Origin of the sequence: Staphylococcus sp. Ze2 (assembly GCF_048568365.1) — a bacterium.
Lineage (GTDB): Bacteria > Bacillota > Bacilli > Staphylococcales > Staphylococcaceae > Staphylococcus > Staphylococcus xylosus.
Genome location: NZ_CP183486.1, coordinates 1,530,861 through 1,547,991, shown reverse-complemented (window position 1 = coordinate 1,547,991; position 17,131 = coordinate 1,530,861). Strand labels below are relative to the sequence as shown.

17 protein-coding genes and 1 other annotated feature are annotated in these 17,131 nt (G+C 32.5%); of the genes, 2 read left to right on the top strand and 15 right to left on the bottom strand.

Annotated features, from left to right (window positions below):
* Positions 1-311: 311 nt before the first annotated feature.
* Together ACM591_RS07145 and ACM591_RS07140 are read right to left on the bottom strand one after the other, a co-directional pair.
* Complete coding sequence (locus ACM591_RS07145) at positions 312-494, bottom strand: hypothetical protein (RefSeq protein ID WP_380499028.1); 183 nt, start codon at positions 492-494, stop codon at positions 312-314.
* A gap of 69 nt (positions 495-563) precedes the next feature.
* A complete protein-coding gene (locus tag ACM591_RS07140) occupies positions 564-1,022 on the bottom strand; it encodes a DUF4930 family protein (protein ID WP_029377104.1) in 459 nt (152 codons plus the stop codon).
* A 151-nt stretch (positions 1,023-1,173) separates the two neighbouring features.
* Between ACM591_RS07140 and ACM591_RS07135 the strand changes: the two genes are divergently transcribed.
* A complete protein-coding gene (locus ACM591_RS07135) occupies positions 1,174-1,350 on the top strand; it encodes a hypothetical protein (RefSeq protein ID WP_099265706.1) in 177 nt (58 codons plus the stop codon).
* Positions 1,351-1,613: 263 nt separating this feature from the next.
* Here ACM591_RS07135 and ACM591_RS07130 read toward each other — a convergent pair whose 3' ends face one another.
* The 6 genes from ACM591_RS07130 to ACM591_RS07105 form a co-directional block, all read right to left on the bottom strand.
* Positions 1,614-1,895, bottom strand: coding sequence for a hypothetical protein (locus ACM591_RS07130; RefSeq protein WP_029377103.1), 282 nt, complete (start codon positions 1,893-1,895; stop codon positions 1,614-1,616).
* Positions 1,896-2,041: 146 nt separating this feature from the next.
* Positions 2,042-2,719 carry a RadC family protein gene (gene radC, locus ACM591_RS07125; protein WP_029377102.1) on the bottom strand — a complete coding sequence of 226 codons (678 nt, stop codon included), beginning with the start codon at positions 2,717-2,719 and terminating at the stop codon, positions 2,042-2,044.
* Positions 2,720-2,738: 19 nt separating this feature from the next.
* Positions 2,739-3,455: a prepilin peptidase gene (locus ACM591_RS07120; protein WP_080661251.1), complete on the bottom strand. Its 717-nt coding sequence runs from the start codon at positions 3,453-3,455 to the stop codon at positions 2,739-2,741.
* Positions 3,456-3,707: 252 nt separating this feature from the next.
* A complete protein-coding gene (locus tag ACM591_RS07115; RefSeq protein WP_029377101.1) occupies positions 3,708-4,526 on the bottom strand; it encodes a squalene/phytoene synthase family protein in 819 nt (272 codons plus the stop codon).
* A 220-nt stretch (positions 4,527-4,746) separates the two neighbouring features.
* Positions 4,747-6,012, bottom strand: coding sequence for a bifunctional folylpolyglutamate synthase/dihydrofolate synthase (locus ACM591_RS07110; RefSeq protein ID WP_029377100.1), 1,266 nt, complete (start codon positions 6,010-6,012; stop codon positions 4,747-4,749).
* Positions 6,013-6,023: 11 nt separating this feature from the next.
* The gene (locus tag ACM591_RS07105; protein WP_029377099.1) at positions 6,024-8,654 is read right to left on the bottom strand and encodes a valine--tRNA ligase; all 2,631 of its coding nucleotides are present in this window, start codon (positions 8,652-8,654) and stop codon (positions 6,024-6,026) included.
* A gap of 42 nt (positions 8,655-8,696) precedes the next feature.
* Positions 8,697-8,939: a binding site (T-box leader), on the bottom strand.
* A 58-nt stretch (positions 8,940-8,997) separates the two neighbouring features.
* Between ACM591_RS07105 and ACM591_RS07100 the strand changes: the two genes are divergently transcribed.
* Positions 8,998-9,576 (top strand): DNA-3-methyladenine glycosylase I, encoded by a 579-nt coding sequence (locus ACM591_RS07100; RefSeq protein ID WP_038678696.1) that lies wholly within the window; start codon positions 8,998-9,000, stop codon positions 9,574-9,576.
* 156 nt (positions 9,577-9,732) lie between these two features.
* Here the strand turns inward: ACM591_RS07100 and ACM591_RS07095 are convergent, their stop codons facing one another.
* The 7 genes from ACM591_RS07095 to hemA all read right to left on the bottom strand — a co-directional run bounded on the left by ACM591_RS07095 (position 9,733) and on the right by hemA (position 17,052).
* Positions 9,733-10,818, bottom strand: coding sequence for an AbrB family transcriptional regulator (locus ACM591_RS07095; protein WP_135059045.1), 1,086 nt, complete (start codon positions 10,816-10,818; stop codon positions 9,733-9,735).
* Positions 10,819-10,912: 94 nt separating this feature from the next.
* Entirely contained in the window at positions 10,913-12,196 is a 1,284-nt protein-coding gene (gene hemL / locus ACM591_RS07090) for a glutamate-1-semialdehyde 2,1-aminomutase (RefSeq protein WP_029377096.1), read from the bottom strand.
* 13 nt (positions 12,197-12,209) lie between these two features.
* Positions 12,210-13,190, bottom strand: a complete 981-nt coding sequence (hemB, locus tag ACM591_RS07085; RefSeq protein ID WP_029377095.1) for a porphobilinogen synthase — start codon at positions 13,188-13,190, stop codon at positions 12,210-12,212.
* A complete protein-coding gene (locus ACM591_RS07080) occupies positions 13,180-13,866 on the bottom strand; it encodes a uroporphyrinogen-III synthase (protein ID WP_029377094.1) in 687 nt (228 codons plus the stop codon). Before ACM591_RS07080 ends, hemB begins: the two co-directional genes overlap by 11 nt.
* An 18-nt stretch (positions 13,867-13,884) precedes the next feature.
* Positions 13,885-14,811 (bottom strand): hydroxymethylbilane synthase, encoded by a 927-nt coding sequence (hemC, locus tag ACM591_RS07075; protein WP_029377093.1) that lies wholly within the window; start codon positions 14,809-14,811, stop codon positions 13,885-13,887.
* A gap of 48 nt (positions 14,812-14,859) precedes the next feature.
* The gene (locus tag ACM591_RS07070) at positions 14,860-15,696 is read right to left on the bottom strand and encodes a cytochrome C assembly family protein (protein WP_029377092.1); all 837 of its coding nucleotides are present in this window, start codon (positions 15,694-15,696) and stop codon (positions 14,860-14,862) included.
* A 21-nt stretch (positions 15,697-15,717) separates the two neighbouring features.
* A complete protein-coding gene (hemA, locus tag ACM591_RS07065; protein ID WP_029377091.1) occupies positions 15,718-17,052 on the bottom strand; it encodes a glutamyl-tRNA reductase in 1,335 nt (444 codons plus the stop codon).
* Positions 17,053-17,131: the final 79 nt, after the last annotated feature.

Genomic DNA, 17,131 nt, shown 5'->3' with positions numbered 1-17,131 from the left:
AATGTTTTGAATATAAAAGAGAGAATTACTGAAATAAGGCTATTGCACCAGCTCAACGGTGATTTTTGTCTTTGCTAACTTTTATAATCTCATTGATTAGACTTAGAATGAGATTACGTTTATTTACCATTAACTTTTTATCTATTAACGCTCGCTCTATGTACAAATAAAAAAGCTGACACATGGCATCATGTCTCAGCTTTCGGTAGAATATTTACAACAGTAACTAATATGGAAGTCACAGTTTCGATTCAAATAAATCCATGTCTTATAAATAATTTATCTTTTATCAATATCAACAAAAAATATAATTATTTTTCTTCTACATCGCTTTTTTCAGTCTTAGCAGATTTTTCAGCTTCTTTTTCAGCTTCTTTTTCAGCTTCTTTTTCGTCTTCTTTATATAAAGTTTCCTCTTTACGCCAACGTGCGAATAGATTTTGTGCTTTTGCTTGTTCATCTACTTTTTTATTATCTTTAGACTGTTCACTCATAATTAGACACCAACCTTTACGTTTTTACTTATATAAGGCTAACGCATTTTTGCTGAGAATTCAAACCACTTACTCGTAATTAGATGGTGGCAGTAGTTCTATATGCTCCCCAAGTTGATCAAGGTCTTGTTTCATTTCTATTTCAGTTTTATATACACGAATGGAGTCTGAGCCAAATTTATATATTATAAATTCATCACCACGTTGACCTGCTAGGTATTTATCACTGTAACCCATTCTACCAATGCCCGATACAGACATAAATTCTTTCTTATCTATCCAATCAAATACATTTTTAGCCTGACTGCGAGGGACATTTTTCAAAATATCATTGTCTTCTACAGAATAACGTTGACCACCAGTTAAGTTACCTTCTGTTCTCATGTTGCCAGTAGGTGGCTCATTATTATGTACAGGGTTCCATTGTTGGTCTTTTAAAAAAGGCGCATATTTCAACGCGAAGAATACAATGACTATAATTGCTATAATAGCTATAAAGTTTTTAATAATGCTAAATATAAACCGCATGAACCACCCTCCTATAATTTCACCCTATATTATAAAATCAATTACTTTAAATATCATCAGTCTGTAGTAGTATGCAAAAGTTAACGATAGACTGATGCATACATGCTTTTTTCATAGTACAATTATGTACAAAGGGAGTGTGAAATATAATATGAGTATTATATCTATAATCCTACTTGCCCTCTTAGTTATATTATTATTTAGAGTAGGTTTATCAATTTTAAGATTTTTAATATACGTTGGAATTATCGTTTTATGTATATATCTAGGTTATCAAGGTATTCTTTGGATAATGGAAAACTTTAATAATCACTTTAATTTTATATAAATTAGAATATAAATGACACAATCTATGCATGTTATCATATATAGATCATTCCAGTAGCAGACTATAATATCACTTAAATATACTTGTAATATTATAGTTTGATTGTTCAGACGGAGCAAGGGATCGATTTTGATTCCTTGCTCCGTCTTTTTTTAACATTCAACTATAGTTACATCTATGGAAATTGCAATGTAAAAATTATTTCTTAATCAAAGATATTTTCTAACCTTAATATAAAAACTAACGTTTCACAAACATTATAGTTATTTTTTAACATTGTTTGATAGCACTTGATAAAAATAATAACAAGCACACAACAATAGTGCCCATATAACTGCGATAATCAATGCTCCAATTAAGTATAGCCAAAAAGATGTGTGATTTGTGCTAAAAATAAAGAATAGCATAGTAGTTAATAAGACCCCTACAATAGAAATGACCACTGTTTTTTTAGTACTTTTAAAATTAATAGGTTTTTTATTTTTAACTAATTGCATTAAATAAACTACAGGCAGTAATAAACCAATCAATAATATCGTTCCCACTTAATAACGCCTCCTTAAACATCAACTTGATTATACCGTAACTAAGTGAGTACAGAAAGCCAAAATTAATTCTAAAGCATACAATAAAAAACTAATAATGTGATAATCGTTCTATGTGATTATGTAAGCAACTTCGTATATCATGTTTAATCAAAATAGCCGTCCTCTACCATACTCATATAAGTATGATCTCCAATAATAATATGATCTAGTAAGTCTATTCCAAGTATTTCTCCACACTCCCTTAATCTATTAGTTGCCCTAATATCTTCTTTAGATGGAGTAGTATCACCCGATGGATGATTGTGTAGGACTACAATTGCATTGCTTGCACACTTTATAGCTTCACTAAAAATTTCTCTAGGGTGAATAACTGATGAATTCAATGTTCCGATAAATATTGTTTTCTGCTTAATAATCACATTTTTAGAATTAAGAAATAACACAATAAACTTTTCCTGAGTTAAATGTTCCATTTTCCCCATCATAAAATTAGCAACATCTTGAGGACTAGTAATTTGTATTTTTTCCTCTAAACTACCGGAATGCATACGCTCTCCAAGTTCAAACGCAGCTTTTAGAATCAAAGCTTTATACAAGCCAATCCCCTTTACTTTATTTAAATCATTGATGGATAATGCCTTTAACTGTTTTAAACTTTCTACTGACTTCAATAATTCATTAGCTATATCTAAACTTGAAAATCCTTTCCTACCTGTATTAATTAAAATGGCTAATAATTCAACATCAGATAAATGTGCAGAACCATTATTTATCAACCTTTCTCTAGGTTTCTGATTATTGGCGAGTTCTTTTATTTTCATAATTAAAAACCTCCAAAGTTTAATTTTGAAATGTTAATAACATTATATTAAATGCGATATAAATAAAAGGAATAAGCGGGAGTCTTGCTCTTTCATTACGGGAGACGAGTAAAACAATCAAGGCAAAAACACCACCACAGAGAAATGTAAATAAAAGTGTGATTAAAAATCCTGAAGACGGTAAAGCTAAAGCTAGTAAAGAAAAGATAATTATATCTCCATAGCCAATGGCATTATGAAAAAGTAAATAAAATACATGAAGCAAGCTTGTTACGAAGAGAAATGACATAATATGAATTGAAGTAATAAAACAGATGCAGATAGCAAAAACGACTATCACATGTAAAGGGACTGTGTACGTCTTAATATCGAATATAGCAAAGGTGAGAAGAAATAAATAAATTAATATTAAAGTAGCATTATCAATCATTAGTTTATGCGGTGAATAAAATATGTAAAATATAGGAATCAAAGAAAGTAACTCCCCAAGTAGGTGAAAAACACTAATTCTGCGATTACAGCACCTTGAAATACCTCTTAAAAAAACAAAGCTTAAAATCGGTATTGTTTCTAATATAGTTATATTTTTGCGACAATAATCACATCTTGAACGGATTGTGAGATAACTTAATTTCATGTTTTCTATAAAACAAAGTTGATATAAAAAACTAAATAATATAGGACAAATTAAGAGCAGTGTTAGCAACACTTCACCTCCTAATAAGTATTGTAGCATCAATTCATAATACCAATAAGAAAAATATCACTAATAAAATAATTTTAGCGATACTCAACCAACAAACCAAATTTTGTATTCACATTTTTGATTAAGCATCGTTATCATACATTATTTCGTTTACGAATTACATCTTCGAATAAAAAACCAGCTCAACAATATAATGAGCTGGTTGTCGTTCATAAAGTTACTTATAGCATTTAATTTTATAACATTAATAAAAAATGAAGCGTTCCAAAAGGATTTTAGTAACTAATCTTTTTGAATTTCATCGACAGTTTCTTCAACTTCTTTTCTAGATATCTTCTCTCTACCATTTTTCATTGCTTTAAGTGATTTATGAGCAAGTGCTAATGGTAAACGACAAAATAGCAAAATAGTTTTTTTATTAATATCTTTCATATATGCATCTGCTTTAGCTAGATTATCTTCAGCGTATTTAAACAAATCATCACGCGTCCAATCATCAGGCACAAAACTCACACCACGTTCTGTCAAATCTTCTTGTTCATTTCTAAGAATATTTACAGCTTGTAAGCCTCGTCCGTATCCAATTGCCAATTCTCTATCTGTTTTAACATTTGCACATAAGTCCCATAGTTGCGAGAGCATAACACCGACAAGTCCCGCTACGTAATATGTATAATCATCTAAATCATCCTTGGTATGTATCTCCCAGTTCGCCTTTGCCCATTTTGCCATACCAAATGCCATTTCACTAGAAGAATCTAATACAATTGATACTGTCTTATTAGGACAAGCTTCAATCCACTCACCCAATCTTAAAGTGACTTCAGGCATTTTATCCTTTACTGGTTCAAGAATTTGCATGTATTTCACTTCATCAAACGGCGCTTTAAATAATTCACTCACTTGCATCAATATTGAATGTTTTAAATCGTTATCCAATTCTTCATGATCTTCAATTTCATCAATAGCTCTTAATACTAAATAAGCAGATGCTACCGTATGTTTTAATTCTTTTTCTAAAAAAGTTATCGGAATATAAAAAGTACGACTTGTTTCTTTTAAAACACGCATTGCATCTTTTGGGAATTTCTTTTCAGTCATTTTTATCTAATACCTCCCCTTTTTTAAATATTATCATATAATTACAAAATAAAATAGGAAATGCTTGCCACCTAGTTTAATCAAAATTGACTCGCCCAAAAATTGACAAATTTAAATTTTTAAAACTATATCTAGATACCACTTTTCTTTTATTTAAAACAAAAATAAGCGAATGGTCCAATAAACTGTCGAACCATTCGCTTATTTATTAAATATACATTTAGCTAAAATCAACTTTAGCTTTTACTTCACTTATAAAGTACAAGCTTCCTGTAATGATTAAACCATCACCTTCATATGATTCGATAAACTTCACATAATCATCGACGAGTTCTTTTTGCTCAAATCGAACTTCATCAAAAATTGCTTCTTTTGTTAAAGCTTTCGGAAAATCAAAATCTGTTATATAGAACGTAGAAGCAATCGTTTTAAGTTGATCCACCATAGCATTTAAAGGTTTACCTTTGATTGCTGAAAATAAAATATCAATACTTTCAGTGTGGTAATAATTTTTCATCGTACTTATGAGTGCTTCTACGCTTTCAACATTATGCGCGCCATCGACAATCATTAAAGGGCGTTCTTTTACTTGTTCTATTCGACCTGTCCAACTGACCGCTTCAATACCATCAATCATTTTATTGAAGTCTAAATCAACGATATCTGACTCATTCAATTCAATGAGTGCGGTAATTGCTAACGCGGCATTTTCTTTTTGATGTTCACCTAACATATTTAACAAAAGCGTCTCAAGTTCATAATCTTTATAACGATAAGTGAATTCTTCTTCTTCGGAGATAACACTAATGTCTCTATCCAACTCAATACCTTCAGCATTTTGTTGTTCAACATAATCACGAATAACTTTAAGTGCTTCTTCATTTTTCACAGCATAAATGATAGGCGTGTTTGGCTTTACAATCGCACCTTTGTCTTTTGCAATATCTACATACGTGTCACCCAATATATCAGTATGATCTAAACCTATACTTGTCAATATAGATAAGATTGGTTTAAAAACATTAGTTGAATCATTTTTAATCCCTAATCCCGCTTCAACAATTACAAAGTCAACTGGGTGGATTTCACCAAAATATAAAAACATCATCGTTGTAATAATCTCAAATTCGGTTGCAGTTCCAAGGTCAGTTTCTACTTCTAAGGCTTCGCTTACTGGTTTAACTTTTTGAACTAATTTAACAATATCATCATCACTTATTGGCACACCATTCAAACTAATACGTTCGTTAAATGTCTCAATAAATGGCGATGTAAAAGTTCCCACATCATACCCATTATCAACAAGTGCTGACCTTAGATATGACACCGTGGATCCTTTACCATTTGTGCCACCGACATGAATACCATTTATATTAAATTGAGGATTATTTAGTCTATCTAACATCCACTCCATACGTTTGACGCCTGGTTTAATACCAAATTTAGTTCGTTCATGTATCCAATATAAGCTATCTAGGTAATTCATCTTAAGGACTCCTATGCTTTTAATTGATTAATTCGTAATTTCACACCATCATATTTTTCTTGATACGTTTGTTTTTTCTCACGTTCTTCATTAATAACTTTTTCAGGTGCTTTATTGACGAAGTTTTCATTTGCTAATTTCTTATTCACGCGATCAAGCTCTTTTTCCCATTTCAAGAGTTCATTTTCTAAACGCTCAATTTCCTTATCCATATCTATTAGACCTTCCAATGGTAACACAACTTCACCAGCAGTCGTAACAGAGGTCATGGCTTTCTCAGGAATATTAATATCTGTATCAATTGTCAATTCACTCGGATGACAGAATCTATCAATATAATTTGAGTTATTTAACAATGTCTCTTTGATATTGTCATCTTTCGCTTTAATAAAGATTGGTATTGCTTTTGAAAGTGGTGTATCTACTTCAAGACGTGATTGTCTTACTGATTTAATAATTTCAACAAGTTGTTGCATCGTTTCTTTACTGTCATCAAATGTGAGCGCGTCGTTCACTTTTGGCCAAGATGCATTTACAATTGTTTCACCTTCATGAGGTAGGCTTTGCCAAATTTGTTCTGTAACAAATGGCATAAATGGATGTAACATTCTCATTGTATTATCAAGAACATACGTAAGTACTGAACGTGTAACTTGTTTTTGTGCTTCATCTTCACCATTCATAGGTATCTTACTCATCTCGATATACCAATCACAGAATTCATCCCAAATAAAGTTATAAAGGGTACGACCAACCTCACCAAATTCATATTTATCACTTAAATCAGTAACATTTGCAATGGTTTCATTTAATCGAGTTAAAATCCACTTATCTGCAAGAGAAAGATTACCTGACAAATCTACATTTTCTACCTTAAAGTCTTCACCAATATTCATTATACTAAATCTCGCAGCATTCCATATTTTATTAATGAAATTCCATACAGATTCAACTTTTTCAGTAGAATAACGTAAGTCATGACCAGGCGATGAACCAGTAGCAAGGAAATATCTTAAGCTATCTGCACCATACTCCTCAATGACATCCATAGGATCTACACCATTGCCAAGTGATTTACTCATCTTTCTACCGTCTTCTGCACGGACTAATCCATGTAATAATACATCATTAAAAGGACGTTTTCCAGTAAATTCTAAACCTTGGAATATCATTCTTGCGACCCAGAAGAATATAATGTCATATCCAGTTACTAATGCATTAGTTGGGAAGTAACGTTGGAAGTCTTCTTCTTCAACATCTGGCCAGCCTAATGTTGAAAATGGCCATAACGCACTTGAGAACCAAGTATCTAATACATCTTCATCTTGAGTCCAATTTTCAATATCTTCAGGTGCTGATTCACCTACGTAAATTTCACCTGTTTCTTTATGGTACCAAGCTGGAATTTGATGGCCCCACCAAAGTTGACGTGATATCGTCCAATCTCTAATTTCTTCCATCCAGCGATTAAAAGTTTTTTCAAAACGTGCAGGAACAAAATCAATTCTATCGTCTGTTTTTTGATTATCTAGTGCTTGTTCAGCAAGAGGTTTCATTTTAACAAACCATTGTGTTGATAAGTATGGCTCTACAACTGCACCAGAACGTTCTGAATGTCCTACTGAATGTTCATGCGCCTCAATTTTAATAACAAGGTCTTCAGCCTCTAAATCTTTGACTAATTGTTCGCGACAATCGAACCGATCCATACCTTGATACTTACCAGCTTTATCATTCATTTTGCCTGATTCATCCATTACGATAATACGTTCTAAATCATGGCGATTTCCTATTTCAAAGTCATTAGGGTCATGTGCAGGTGTTACTTTCATTGCACCACTACCAAATTCAATATCAACATATTCATCTGCTAATACAGGTAGTTCTCTACCAATGATAGGTAAAATCACTTTCTTACCTATGACATCTTTATAACGCTCATCATTAGGGTTTACGACAATCGCAGTATCACCTAGCATTGTTTCAGGACGTGTTGTAGCAATTTCAATAAATCCATTACCATCTGCATATGGATACTTAAAATGGTAAAACTTACCTTCAACATCTTCATGTATTACTTCAATGTCAGACAAAGCAGTACGTGCGATTGGATCCCAATTTATAATGTATTCACCGCGATATATCAAACCTTTGTTATACATATCAACGAATACTTTCTTCACGGCTTTACTTAAACCTTCATCTAACGTGAAACGCTCTCTACTGTAATCTAAACCTAGACCAAGTTTTGCCCATTGTTCTCTGATAAAAGTTGCATATTCTTCTTTCCAATCCCAAGCTTGTTCAAGGAATTTTTCTCGACCTAAATCATGTCTTGATAAACCTTGCTCATTTAACTTTGCTTCTACTTTTGCTTGCGTAGCAATGCCAGCATGATCCATGCCTGGTAAATATAGAGTGTCGTAACCTTGCATGCGTTTCATTCGTGTCAATATATCTTGTAAAGTCGTATCCCACGCATGCCCTAAATGTAATTTGCCAGTTACGTTTGGTGGTGGAATTACAATTGTATATGTCTCTTTTGAACTATCTTCTGTCGCTTTAAAATAACCGTTGTTAACCCATTGGTCATAACGTCCGGACTCGACTTCGTTCGGATTATATTTTGGTTTCATTTCCATTCGTTAAAATCCTCCTTAAAAATAAAAATACCCGCCCTATCAATATAGGACGGATATTCCGTGGTACCACCTAAATTCAAGAAATTATAAATATAATTTCAAGCACTTAATTATCTGATTAACGCTCAAACACGCTTTAGCCTATACTACAATCATTTATGAGCATTATATTTCAGCTAAAGTTCAATGTGGGCTACCTTCAATAAGTTAAATTGTACATTTACACCAACCATGTACTCTCTTATAAATTTCAGCTTATTTACTCTTCCCAGTAGACAATATTCTTTTACTTAATTATAGTATAATGGATGTTAAAATAAGTCAATGGACTGGAGTGAAATTTATGAATGAATGCGCATTTGGAACAAAAGACCCACTATACCTCCACTATCACGATGAGGAATGGGGACAACCTATTTATGATAGCTTAAAATTATTTAAATTAATTGCACTTGAATCACAACATGCCGGTCTTTCATGGTTAACAATTTTAAAGAAAAAAGAATCTTACGAACAAGCTTTTTATAACTTTGACCCAACTAAAATTTCAAAAATGACAACTGAAGATATTGATCGTTTAATGACTTTTCCCAATATCGTACATAATCGCAAAAAGATAGAAGCAATCGTTAGCCAAGCACAAGGTTATTTCGATATAGAAAAAGATTACGGAAGCTTTAGCGACTTTTTATGGTCCTTCGTAGATTATAAGCCAATTGATTGTGCTTATGTTACATCAAGTGATCGCATTACAGTAGATGAACGTGCCACAAAACTTTCAAAGCAACTTAAAAAATATGGTTTTAAATTTTTAGGCCCTGTTACTGTCTTTTCTTTTTTAGAAGCTGCAGGTCTTTACAATGCACATCTTCAAAGTTGTCCGAATAATCCTAAAGTATATAACGGAAAAGGTTTTGCCTAACCAATTTGTGAAATTTTTAATATTTCACCTTACGCATTAAGATATATCAATATAATAGTTATATAATTGAAAATAAGTTCTATCCTTATCATTTATAGATAAAACCTCAGCAAACATTATATGCTTGTTGAGGTTTTATTATATTCATCATAATTTTTAAGATTTCTTATTAATAGAATCTTTTGCTAGCCTATATTTAAGGAAATAACTTAGTAATGGAGCAATTAAAAATAGTATAAAGAAGATTCTAAAGATGTGATAACTTGAAATCAATGCTACATCTGCACCGGTTTCAATTGCAACTAATACTATTTGGCTCATGCCACCTGGTGCTGCGCCTAAAAACAATTCATTAACAGAATGGTCAGAAACCATTGCAATAAATAATACCATTACAAAAGCCAATAATATTAATAGTACATTTTGAAATGCGATTGCTAAAGCAATTCTACCTTTCATTTGGTCTAATAATTTAGCAATTTGTATACCTATACGTATCATATAAATCACTTGTGCTGCCGCAATAATATAATTATCTAAAGTGAATGTAACACCGGTTAATAAATTCCAACATATAAGTACTAATATCGGTGCAAGTAATTGTCTAGTCGGAAAGTGAATTTTTCCCATAATGACATATACTAAAAATATTGCAAGTACTAATAAAAGTATATTTGGAATAGTTAATGCTTCGGTTAGTGTGTTAACTACACTGTCCTCTTCCGAACGATTACTGCCACTGTCTTGGAAGAAATACGAAATAAAAGGTACAAGAATAACAACAAATATAATTCTTGATGTTTGTGTTAAACTGACGACCATAATATTCGCTTTCTTATTTTCCTCTGCCATTATAAGCATTTGACTTAATGCGCCTGGTATCACACTTAATATTGCAGTTTCAGTATTTACGTTAGCTATCTTTTTAAAGAAAAAGGCTATGACTAATGCAAGACCTAATAGCATAACAGTGATTAATACAATAGTTAGCCAATCATCTTTGATATCAAATATTACGTTTTCAGTAAAAGTTGATCCTATTTGGACACCTAATAAAACCAATCCAATTTGGCTTAGCCAAAACGGCCATTCAACTTCCATGTGAAAACATCTAACACAAATAACACTGGCAATTATAGGTCCAAACATAAACGGTAACAGTACATTTGCTGCATTTAATATTAGACTTAACAAAATAGCTAGCAATAAAACGATGATATTATTTCTTAATTGCTTACTCATGTTCTCACAACTTTCATAGTTATCGTCATACTTAACTGAGCTATCCATATTTAAACCCGATCAACACATTGGTTGTTCGGGCATAATTTAAGCTTTATACAATTCGACTTAGAGCAGTATCGAACGCTTCTATAGTTTGTTTAATATCTTCTTCGGTGTGTGCTGTTGAAAGAAATGTACCTTCAAACTGTGATGGTGGTAAAAATACTCCCTCATTTGCCATTTCTCTATACATTTGGCTAAACATTTCTAAATCACTATTGTTTGCTTCTTCAAAATTTGTAACAGGCCCTTCATTCAAGAAATATCCTATCATAGAACCAGCTCGATTTACAGTGATTGGCACATTATGTTTTGCAAACACTGCTTTTAATCCTGCTTCTAATTGGTCACCTAATTTATTAAAATAATCATATGTTTCTGGTTTAAGTTGTACCAATGTTTCATAACCGCTAGTCATAGCTAGTGGATTACCTGATAAAGTACCAGCTTGATAGATGTCACCTGCTGGAGCAATATGATCCATGATTTCTTTCTTACCACCAAAAGCACCTACTGGTAAGCCGCCACCGATTACTTTACCTAAACAAGTTAAGTCTGGTGTCACATTAAAATACCCTTGCGCACAATTATAACCTACTCTAAAGCCAGTCATAACTTCATCAAAAATTAATAACGATCCATATTCAGTCGTAATATCTCTTAAACCTTGTAAAAAGCCTTCAATTGGTGGAACGACACCCATATTACCTGCAACAGGTTCTACAATAACACCAGCAATGTCGTCTCCAAATTCTTCAAATGCAACTTTAATTGCCTCTAAATCATTATAAGGTACTGTAATTGTATTTTTGGCGATACCTTCAGGAACGCCTGGAGAATCGGGTAAACCTAACGTCGCAACGCCTGAACCAGCTTTAATTAGTAAAGAATCACTATGACCATGGTAACACCCAATAAATTTAATGATTTTATTTTTTCCAGTATAACCACGTGCTAAACGCAAAGTATCTAATGTCGCTTCTGTTCCAGATGATACCATTCGCACTTTTTCTATTGATGGCACACGATCTATGACAAGTTGCGCTAATTTGTTTTCCTGTGTTGTAGATGCGCCAAAACTTGTACCTTTATCTACTGCTTCATGAATTTTATCAATAACTTGTTTGTTTTTATGACCTAAAATTAACGGCCCCCAACTAAGTACATAATCAATGTAAGCATTGCCGTCAATATCATATATTCTCGAACCTTCACCATGATCCATAAAAATTGCCGGTGTATCTACAGATTTAAAAGCTCTAACTGGACTATTTACGCCACCAGGCATTAAATGTTCAGCTTCTTCCATTGCTTTTTCAGAATTAGTATAACGCATTGTATCCATCCTCCTATTGTTCTTCATCTAAATAACGACAAATGTCTTTTGAGAAATAAGTAATTATCAAATCTGCACCTGCACGCTTCATAGAAATCATTTGTTCCATGACTACTGCTTTTTCGTCTATCCATCCATTAATTGCAGCAGCTTTGGTCATGCTATATTCACCACTTACATTGTATGCAACGACAGGTACATTTGTTGTATTTCTAACGTCTCTAATAATATCTAAAAAGCTTAACGCAGGTTTAACTATCATCATATCTGCACCTTCATTTAAATCGCTATCCAATTCTCTTAATGCCTCTCTACGATTTGCTGGATCCATTTGATATGTTTTGCGATCGCCAAATTGTGGTGCAGATTCAGCAGCATCACGGAATGGCCCGAAGAAACTTGATGAATATTTAATGCCATAACTCATAATTGGCACGTTATGATAACCCGCTTCATCTAAGCCTTCACGAATCTCTGCTACAAAGCCATCCATCATATTACTTGGGGCAATGATATCAGCTCCTGCTTCAACTTGAGAGATCGCTGTTTTCACAAGTAATGGTAATGATTTATCATTGTCTACATCTTTTGTTTTTTCATTGATGACACCACAGTGTCCATGGTCTGTATACTCGCATAGACATGTATCTGCCACAATCAATAAATCATTGTACATTGATTTTGCTTTTCTAGTGGCTTCTTGTATTATACCGTTATGGTCATAAGCACCAGTACCTACAGCATCTTTTTCATTTGGTACACCGAAAAACATAATACCTCTGATACCTAAATCATAAGCTTCTTTAATTTCTTCTCCAAGCATATTTAAACTTATTTGATATATGCCTGGCATAGATTTGATTTCTTCTTTAACGTTATCACGCTCAACAACAAAAATAGGATAAATTAAATCTTCTTTTCTTATATGCGTTTCACGAACCATACTTCTCATTGATTTACTACTACGTAATCTTCTGTGTCTATCAAATTGCATTTGTTTCCCAACTTTCTATTATTTTGCTTACTAATGATTCCAGTGTTTGAGTTTCTGATACCATACCTTTAGCATGATATTGATGTAATGTTTCCAATGTTTGTAGACCAATCACAAAATAATGATCAAAGTTTACTGTCATTTTATGATTAAAATAATAACGTACAGCTGATGAGCTTGCAAAAGCTACAGCATCTATTTCACCATTATTAATCATCTTTTTAACATCACTGATATTATCAGTATGTGGAACTGGTTTATACAAGTCAATTTTCTGAACTATATAATTTTGATTATACAGTTCATCTTGCAGCAAAGGTCTTGCCGCCTCACTTGAAGGCAACAATATTTTACTACCTTCTTCAGCATAAAACGCTTCAAGAAACCCCTCTTGAGAGTAGTCTTTTGGGCAAAAAGATACCTTTAATCCCAATGATTTACAATAGTTTGCAGTTTTCTCACCAATAACTGCTATTTTATCTACATTAACATGTTTTAGATATGGTTGAAAAAATTTCACCGCATTTTTGGACGAAAAAATAAGCCAGTCATAGTTCACATTCAATAAATTTAAATCGAATGATAATGGCTCTACACGTATAAATGGTCTGTGTAAGATACAAGCATCATTTCTTTTAAATTCACTGGTTTGCGTCATAACTATAACTGGTCTCATTATTTTCACCTCGAAGGATTATTGTTCTTCGTTTAGTGCTTTAATTATTTCGTAAGCGCCTTGCTCATTTAATACTTCAGTAACTTTTTCACCGAGTTCAACTGGGTTTGTACCACGCTCTGTGTGTTCATAACGTTCTCTGCCATCAGGTGACATAATTAATCCGGTAAACTCAATTGTACCATCACTCTCTTTAGTTGCATAGCCACCGATAGGCACTTGGCAACTACCGTTCATACGCGTTAAAAATGTTCTTTCAGCAGTCACACACGAAGCAACGTCACTGTTATGGACTTTGCTCAACAAATCTAGCAACTCTTTGTCATCTGAACGACATTCAATACCTAAGGCACCTTGTCCAATTGCAGGGATTAAGGTTTCTTTATCTAAATAAGTCGTGACGATATCATCAGACCATCCCATACGTTTGAGACCAGCAGCAGCGAGAATAATAGCATCATAATCTTCAGTTTCCAATTTACTTAATCGCGTATCAATGTTGCCTCGAATCCATTTAATTTGTAGGTTTGGGTATTTTGCCAGAATTTGTGCACCTCGGCGTAATGAACTAGTACCTATAATACTATTATCTGGAAGTTCATCCAATTTAACGTGATTTTTAGCTATATAGGCGTCATATGGATTTTCACGGTCTGGTATACACCCTAGGGTCAAACCTTCGGGTATAACACTTGGTACGTCTTTTAAAGAATGGATCGCCATATCTATTGAATGGTCGAACAATTCATTTTGTATTTCTTTAACAAACAGTCCTTTGCCACCAACTTTTGATAATTGTTTGTCTATTATTCGGTCGCCTTTTGTTACTATTTCTTTAATCTCAATATCTAAATCAGGCTCTATTGCTTTTAATTTGTCTATAAACTGTTGGCTTTGTGTCAAAGCTAATTTACTTCTTCTTGAACCAACGACTAACTTACGCATCATGCGCAACCTCCTAAAATACAACTATTTATCATTTAATTTTTATAATTATATCCCTGTCCATTGATGAAAATCAGAAACATGTGAAGCAAAAAATAAATTTATCATACTTAAACAAAATAAGATGATATTAAAATAAATTAATTTATGTTTAGTTAATGTATGCTTCACTCTAAAAATGATATAAATGCCATATAGCAAAGTGATAACTATAGACATAACTACTTTAGGATCAATCAAAATATTCAATCCTAAAGCATTGAATCCCCACTGAGCACCTAAAATAATACTTAAAATGATAAATAAAAACCCAATTAAACTACTATAAAATACTATTTGTTCAAGCGTGGCAACGCTTGCTATTCTAAAATATTTTTGATCGAATCGCTTTTGTTTTAAATTTTTATACTGAATTAAGTATAAAATACTATTTACAAAGGCAAAGGCAAATAGTGCGTAACTAATAATTGCAAATGTAACATGTACAATAAGCAATTCGTTAATTAGGTTTAATTTTTCACCTGTACCATGGTAATGCATTGGTTGAAAAGTACTCATCGCAATAAAGACAAATCCAATTAAGTTGAATAAAAAAATTGAAAAATCTATTTGCTTAATAACACTAATCACAATAGAAATAGAAATAATCAACCATGCTAATGCGAAAAACACATCAAAAATATTACCCAAAGGTACTTGTTTTGTAACATTGATATAAAATGATAAAGAGATTGTTTGCAACACCCAAACAATCCCTAATGTAACAAATCCAATTCTTCTTACTTTGTAAAACTTTTTGATAAAATCGAAAAAATAACAAGCGATACTAAAAAAATAAAATAATAGTATAAGTTCATTTAACCTTATGAACATAATTTCTTGCATATCATCACCATTTGAATATGCTTATTCAAAACTCAATATTTGGCTGTTTGCCACCTTATTAGTAGATTCCCTTTTAGGTTCATATGCATTTTCAGCCTCAATATCAAAAATGTTTTGAAATAGCTCTAATTTTTCGGTACTTTTCTTATCACTACTTAATTCTTTAGCTTGTTTTATAGGATCTTTCAACATTTGATTGATAATACTTTTCGTGTGTTTTGAGATTATTTTTCGTTCTCTTTCTGATAAGCCAGGTAATTTGCGATCTAAACTATCCATAGTATCTTCTTGAATATTCATTGCTTTTTCTCTCAATGCGCGAATAACTGGTACAACACCTAGCATGTTCACCCACTCATTATGTGCTGCAATTTCATTTGGAATACTTTGCATAATTTGATCAGCTGCATTTTGACGTTCTCTCAAATTGGCATCTACCAATCCTTTTAAGTCATCTACATCATAATTAAACACATCTTCTATCGCATCGATTGTAGGTTCAATATCTCTAGGAACAGCGATATCGATTAATACTAAAGAATCATTTTTACGTTCAGACGCATATGATTGCAACATTTTATTCGTTACAATATATTCATCAGAACTTGTTGAACTGATTACTATATCCACGTTTGCTAAAAGTTGTGGTAAAGATGTCATTGCTTCAAATTTTACGTTATGTTTCATTGCTAGATTTTGAGCTTTGCTCAATGTTCTATTTACAATTGTAATATCCGTGACACCTGAACCGATTAAATTAAGGAGTGATAACTCACTCATATCTCCTGCACCAATAATCAAAGCTTGCTTGTTATTAATTTTGCCAAACACTTTTTTGCTTAGTTCAACTGCAGCATATGAAACGCTTACCGCGTTATCAGCAATATCTGTTTCATTATGCGCTTTTTTCGCAAAAGTAATTGCTTGTTTAAACAAATGATTAAAGATTGTACCTGTTGTGTCCTCTTCTTGAGCAATGAAAAATGCATTTCTTATTTGTCCAAGAATTTGTGTTTCTCCTAGAACTACAGAATCTAATCCTGAAGTGACTTGCAATAAGTGTTTTACTGCATCGTCCCCCACTTTTACTTCAGTCATTTCTTTAATTTCTTCAACATCAAAACCAAATGATCTCGCTAAAAATCTTTGAATATAATAGCGACCCGTATGAATTTGATCTGTTACAGCATATACTTCTGTACGATTACAAGTTGATAATATTACGTTTTCTAATATAGACTTCGTTTCATATAAACCAACATTGGCTGAACGTATGGCATCATCTTTAAAAGCAACTTTTTCTCTAAGTGCTACATCTGCTGTGCGATGATTTATGCTAACCGCAATTAAATGCATTTATAACGCCCTCCATACATATTACAATAAGTAAATTATAACACAATTATAGTTTGAGTTAAGTAACTTGCACCAGTAA

Excerpts from the sequence above, each read along its gene's own strand:
- ACM591_RS07145 (WP_380499028.1), bottom strand. The coding sequence starts at position 494 with ATGAGTGAACAGTCTAAAGATAATAAAAAAGTAGATGAACAAGCAAAA.
- ACM591_RS07140 (WP_029377104.1), bottom strand. The coding sequence starts at position 1,022 with ATGCGGTTTATATTTAGCATTATTAAAAACTTTATAGCTATTATAGCA.
- ACM591_RS07135 (WP_099265706.1), top strand. The coding sequence starts at position 1,174 with ATGAGTATTATATCTATAATCCTACTTGCCCTCTTAGTTATATTATTA.
- radC (WP_029377102.1), bottom strand. The coding sequence starts at position 2,719 with ATGAAAATAAAAGAACTCGCCAATAATCAGAAACCTAGAGAAAGGTTG.
- ACM591_RS07120 (WP_080661251.1), bottom strand. The coding sequence starts at position 3,455 with ATGCTACAATACTTATTAGGAGGTGAAGTGTTGCTAACACTGCTCTTA.
- ACM591_RS07115 (WP_029377101.1), bottom strand. The coding sequence starts at position 4,526 with ATGACTGAAAAGAAATTCCCAAAAGATGCAATGCGTGTTTTAAAAGAA.
- ACM591_RS07110 (WP_029377100.1), bottom strand. The coding sequence starts at position 6,012 with ATGAATTACCTAGATAGCTTATATTGGATACATGAACGAACTAAATTT.
- ACM591_RS07105 (WP_029377099.1), bottom strand. The coding sequence starts at position 8,654 with ATGGAAATGAAACCAAAATATAATCCGAACGAAGTCGAGTCCGGACGT.
- ACM591_RS07100 (WP_038678696.1), top strand. The coding sequence starts at position 8,998 with ATGAATGAATGCGCATTTGGAACAAAAGACCCACTATACCTCCACTAT.
- ACM591_RS07095 (WP_135059045.1), bottom strand. The coding sequence starts at position 10,818 with ATGAGTAAGCAATTAAGAAATAATATCATCGTTTTATTGCTAGCTATT.
- hemL (WP_029377096.1), bottom strand. The coding sequence starts at position 12,196 with ATGCGTTATACTAATTCTGAAAAAGCAATGGAAGAAGCTGAACATTTA.
- hemB (WP_029377095.1), bottom strand. The coding sequence starts at position 13,190 with ATGCAATTTGATAGACACAGAAGATTACGTAGTAGTAAATCAATGAGA.
- ACM591_RS07080 (WP_029377094.1), bottom strand. The coding sequence starts at position 13,866 with ATGAGACCAGTTATAGTTATGACGCAAACCAGTGAATTTAAAAGAAAT.
- hemC (WP_029377093.1), bottom strand. The coding sequence starts at position 14,811 with ATGCGTAAGTTAGTCGTTGGTTCAAGAAGAAGTAAATTAGCTTTGACA.
- ACM591_RS07070 (WP_029377092.1), bottom strand. The coding sequence starts at position 15,696 with ATGCAAGAAATTATGTTCATAAGGTTAAATGAACTTATACTATTATTT.
- hemA (WP_029377091.1), bottom strand. The coding sequence starts at position 17,052 with ATGCATTTAATTGCGGTTAGCATAAATCATCGCACAGCAGATGTAGCA.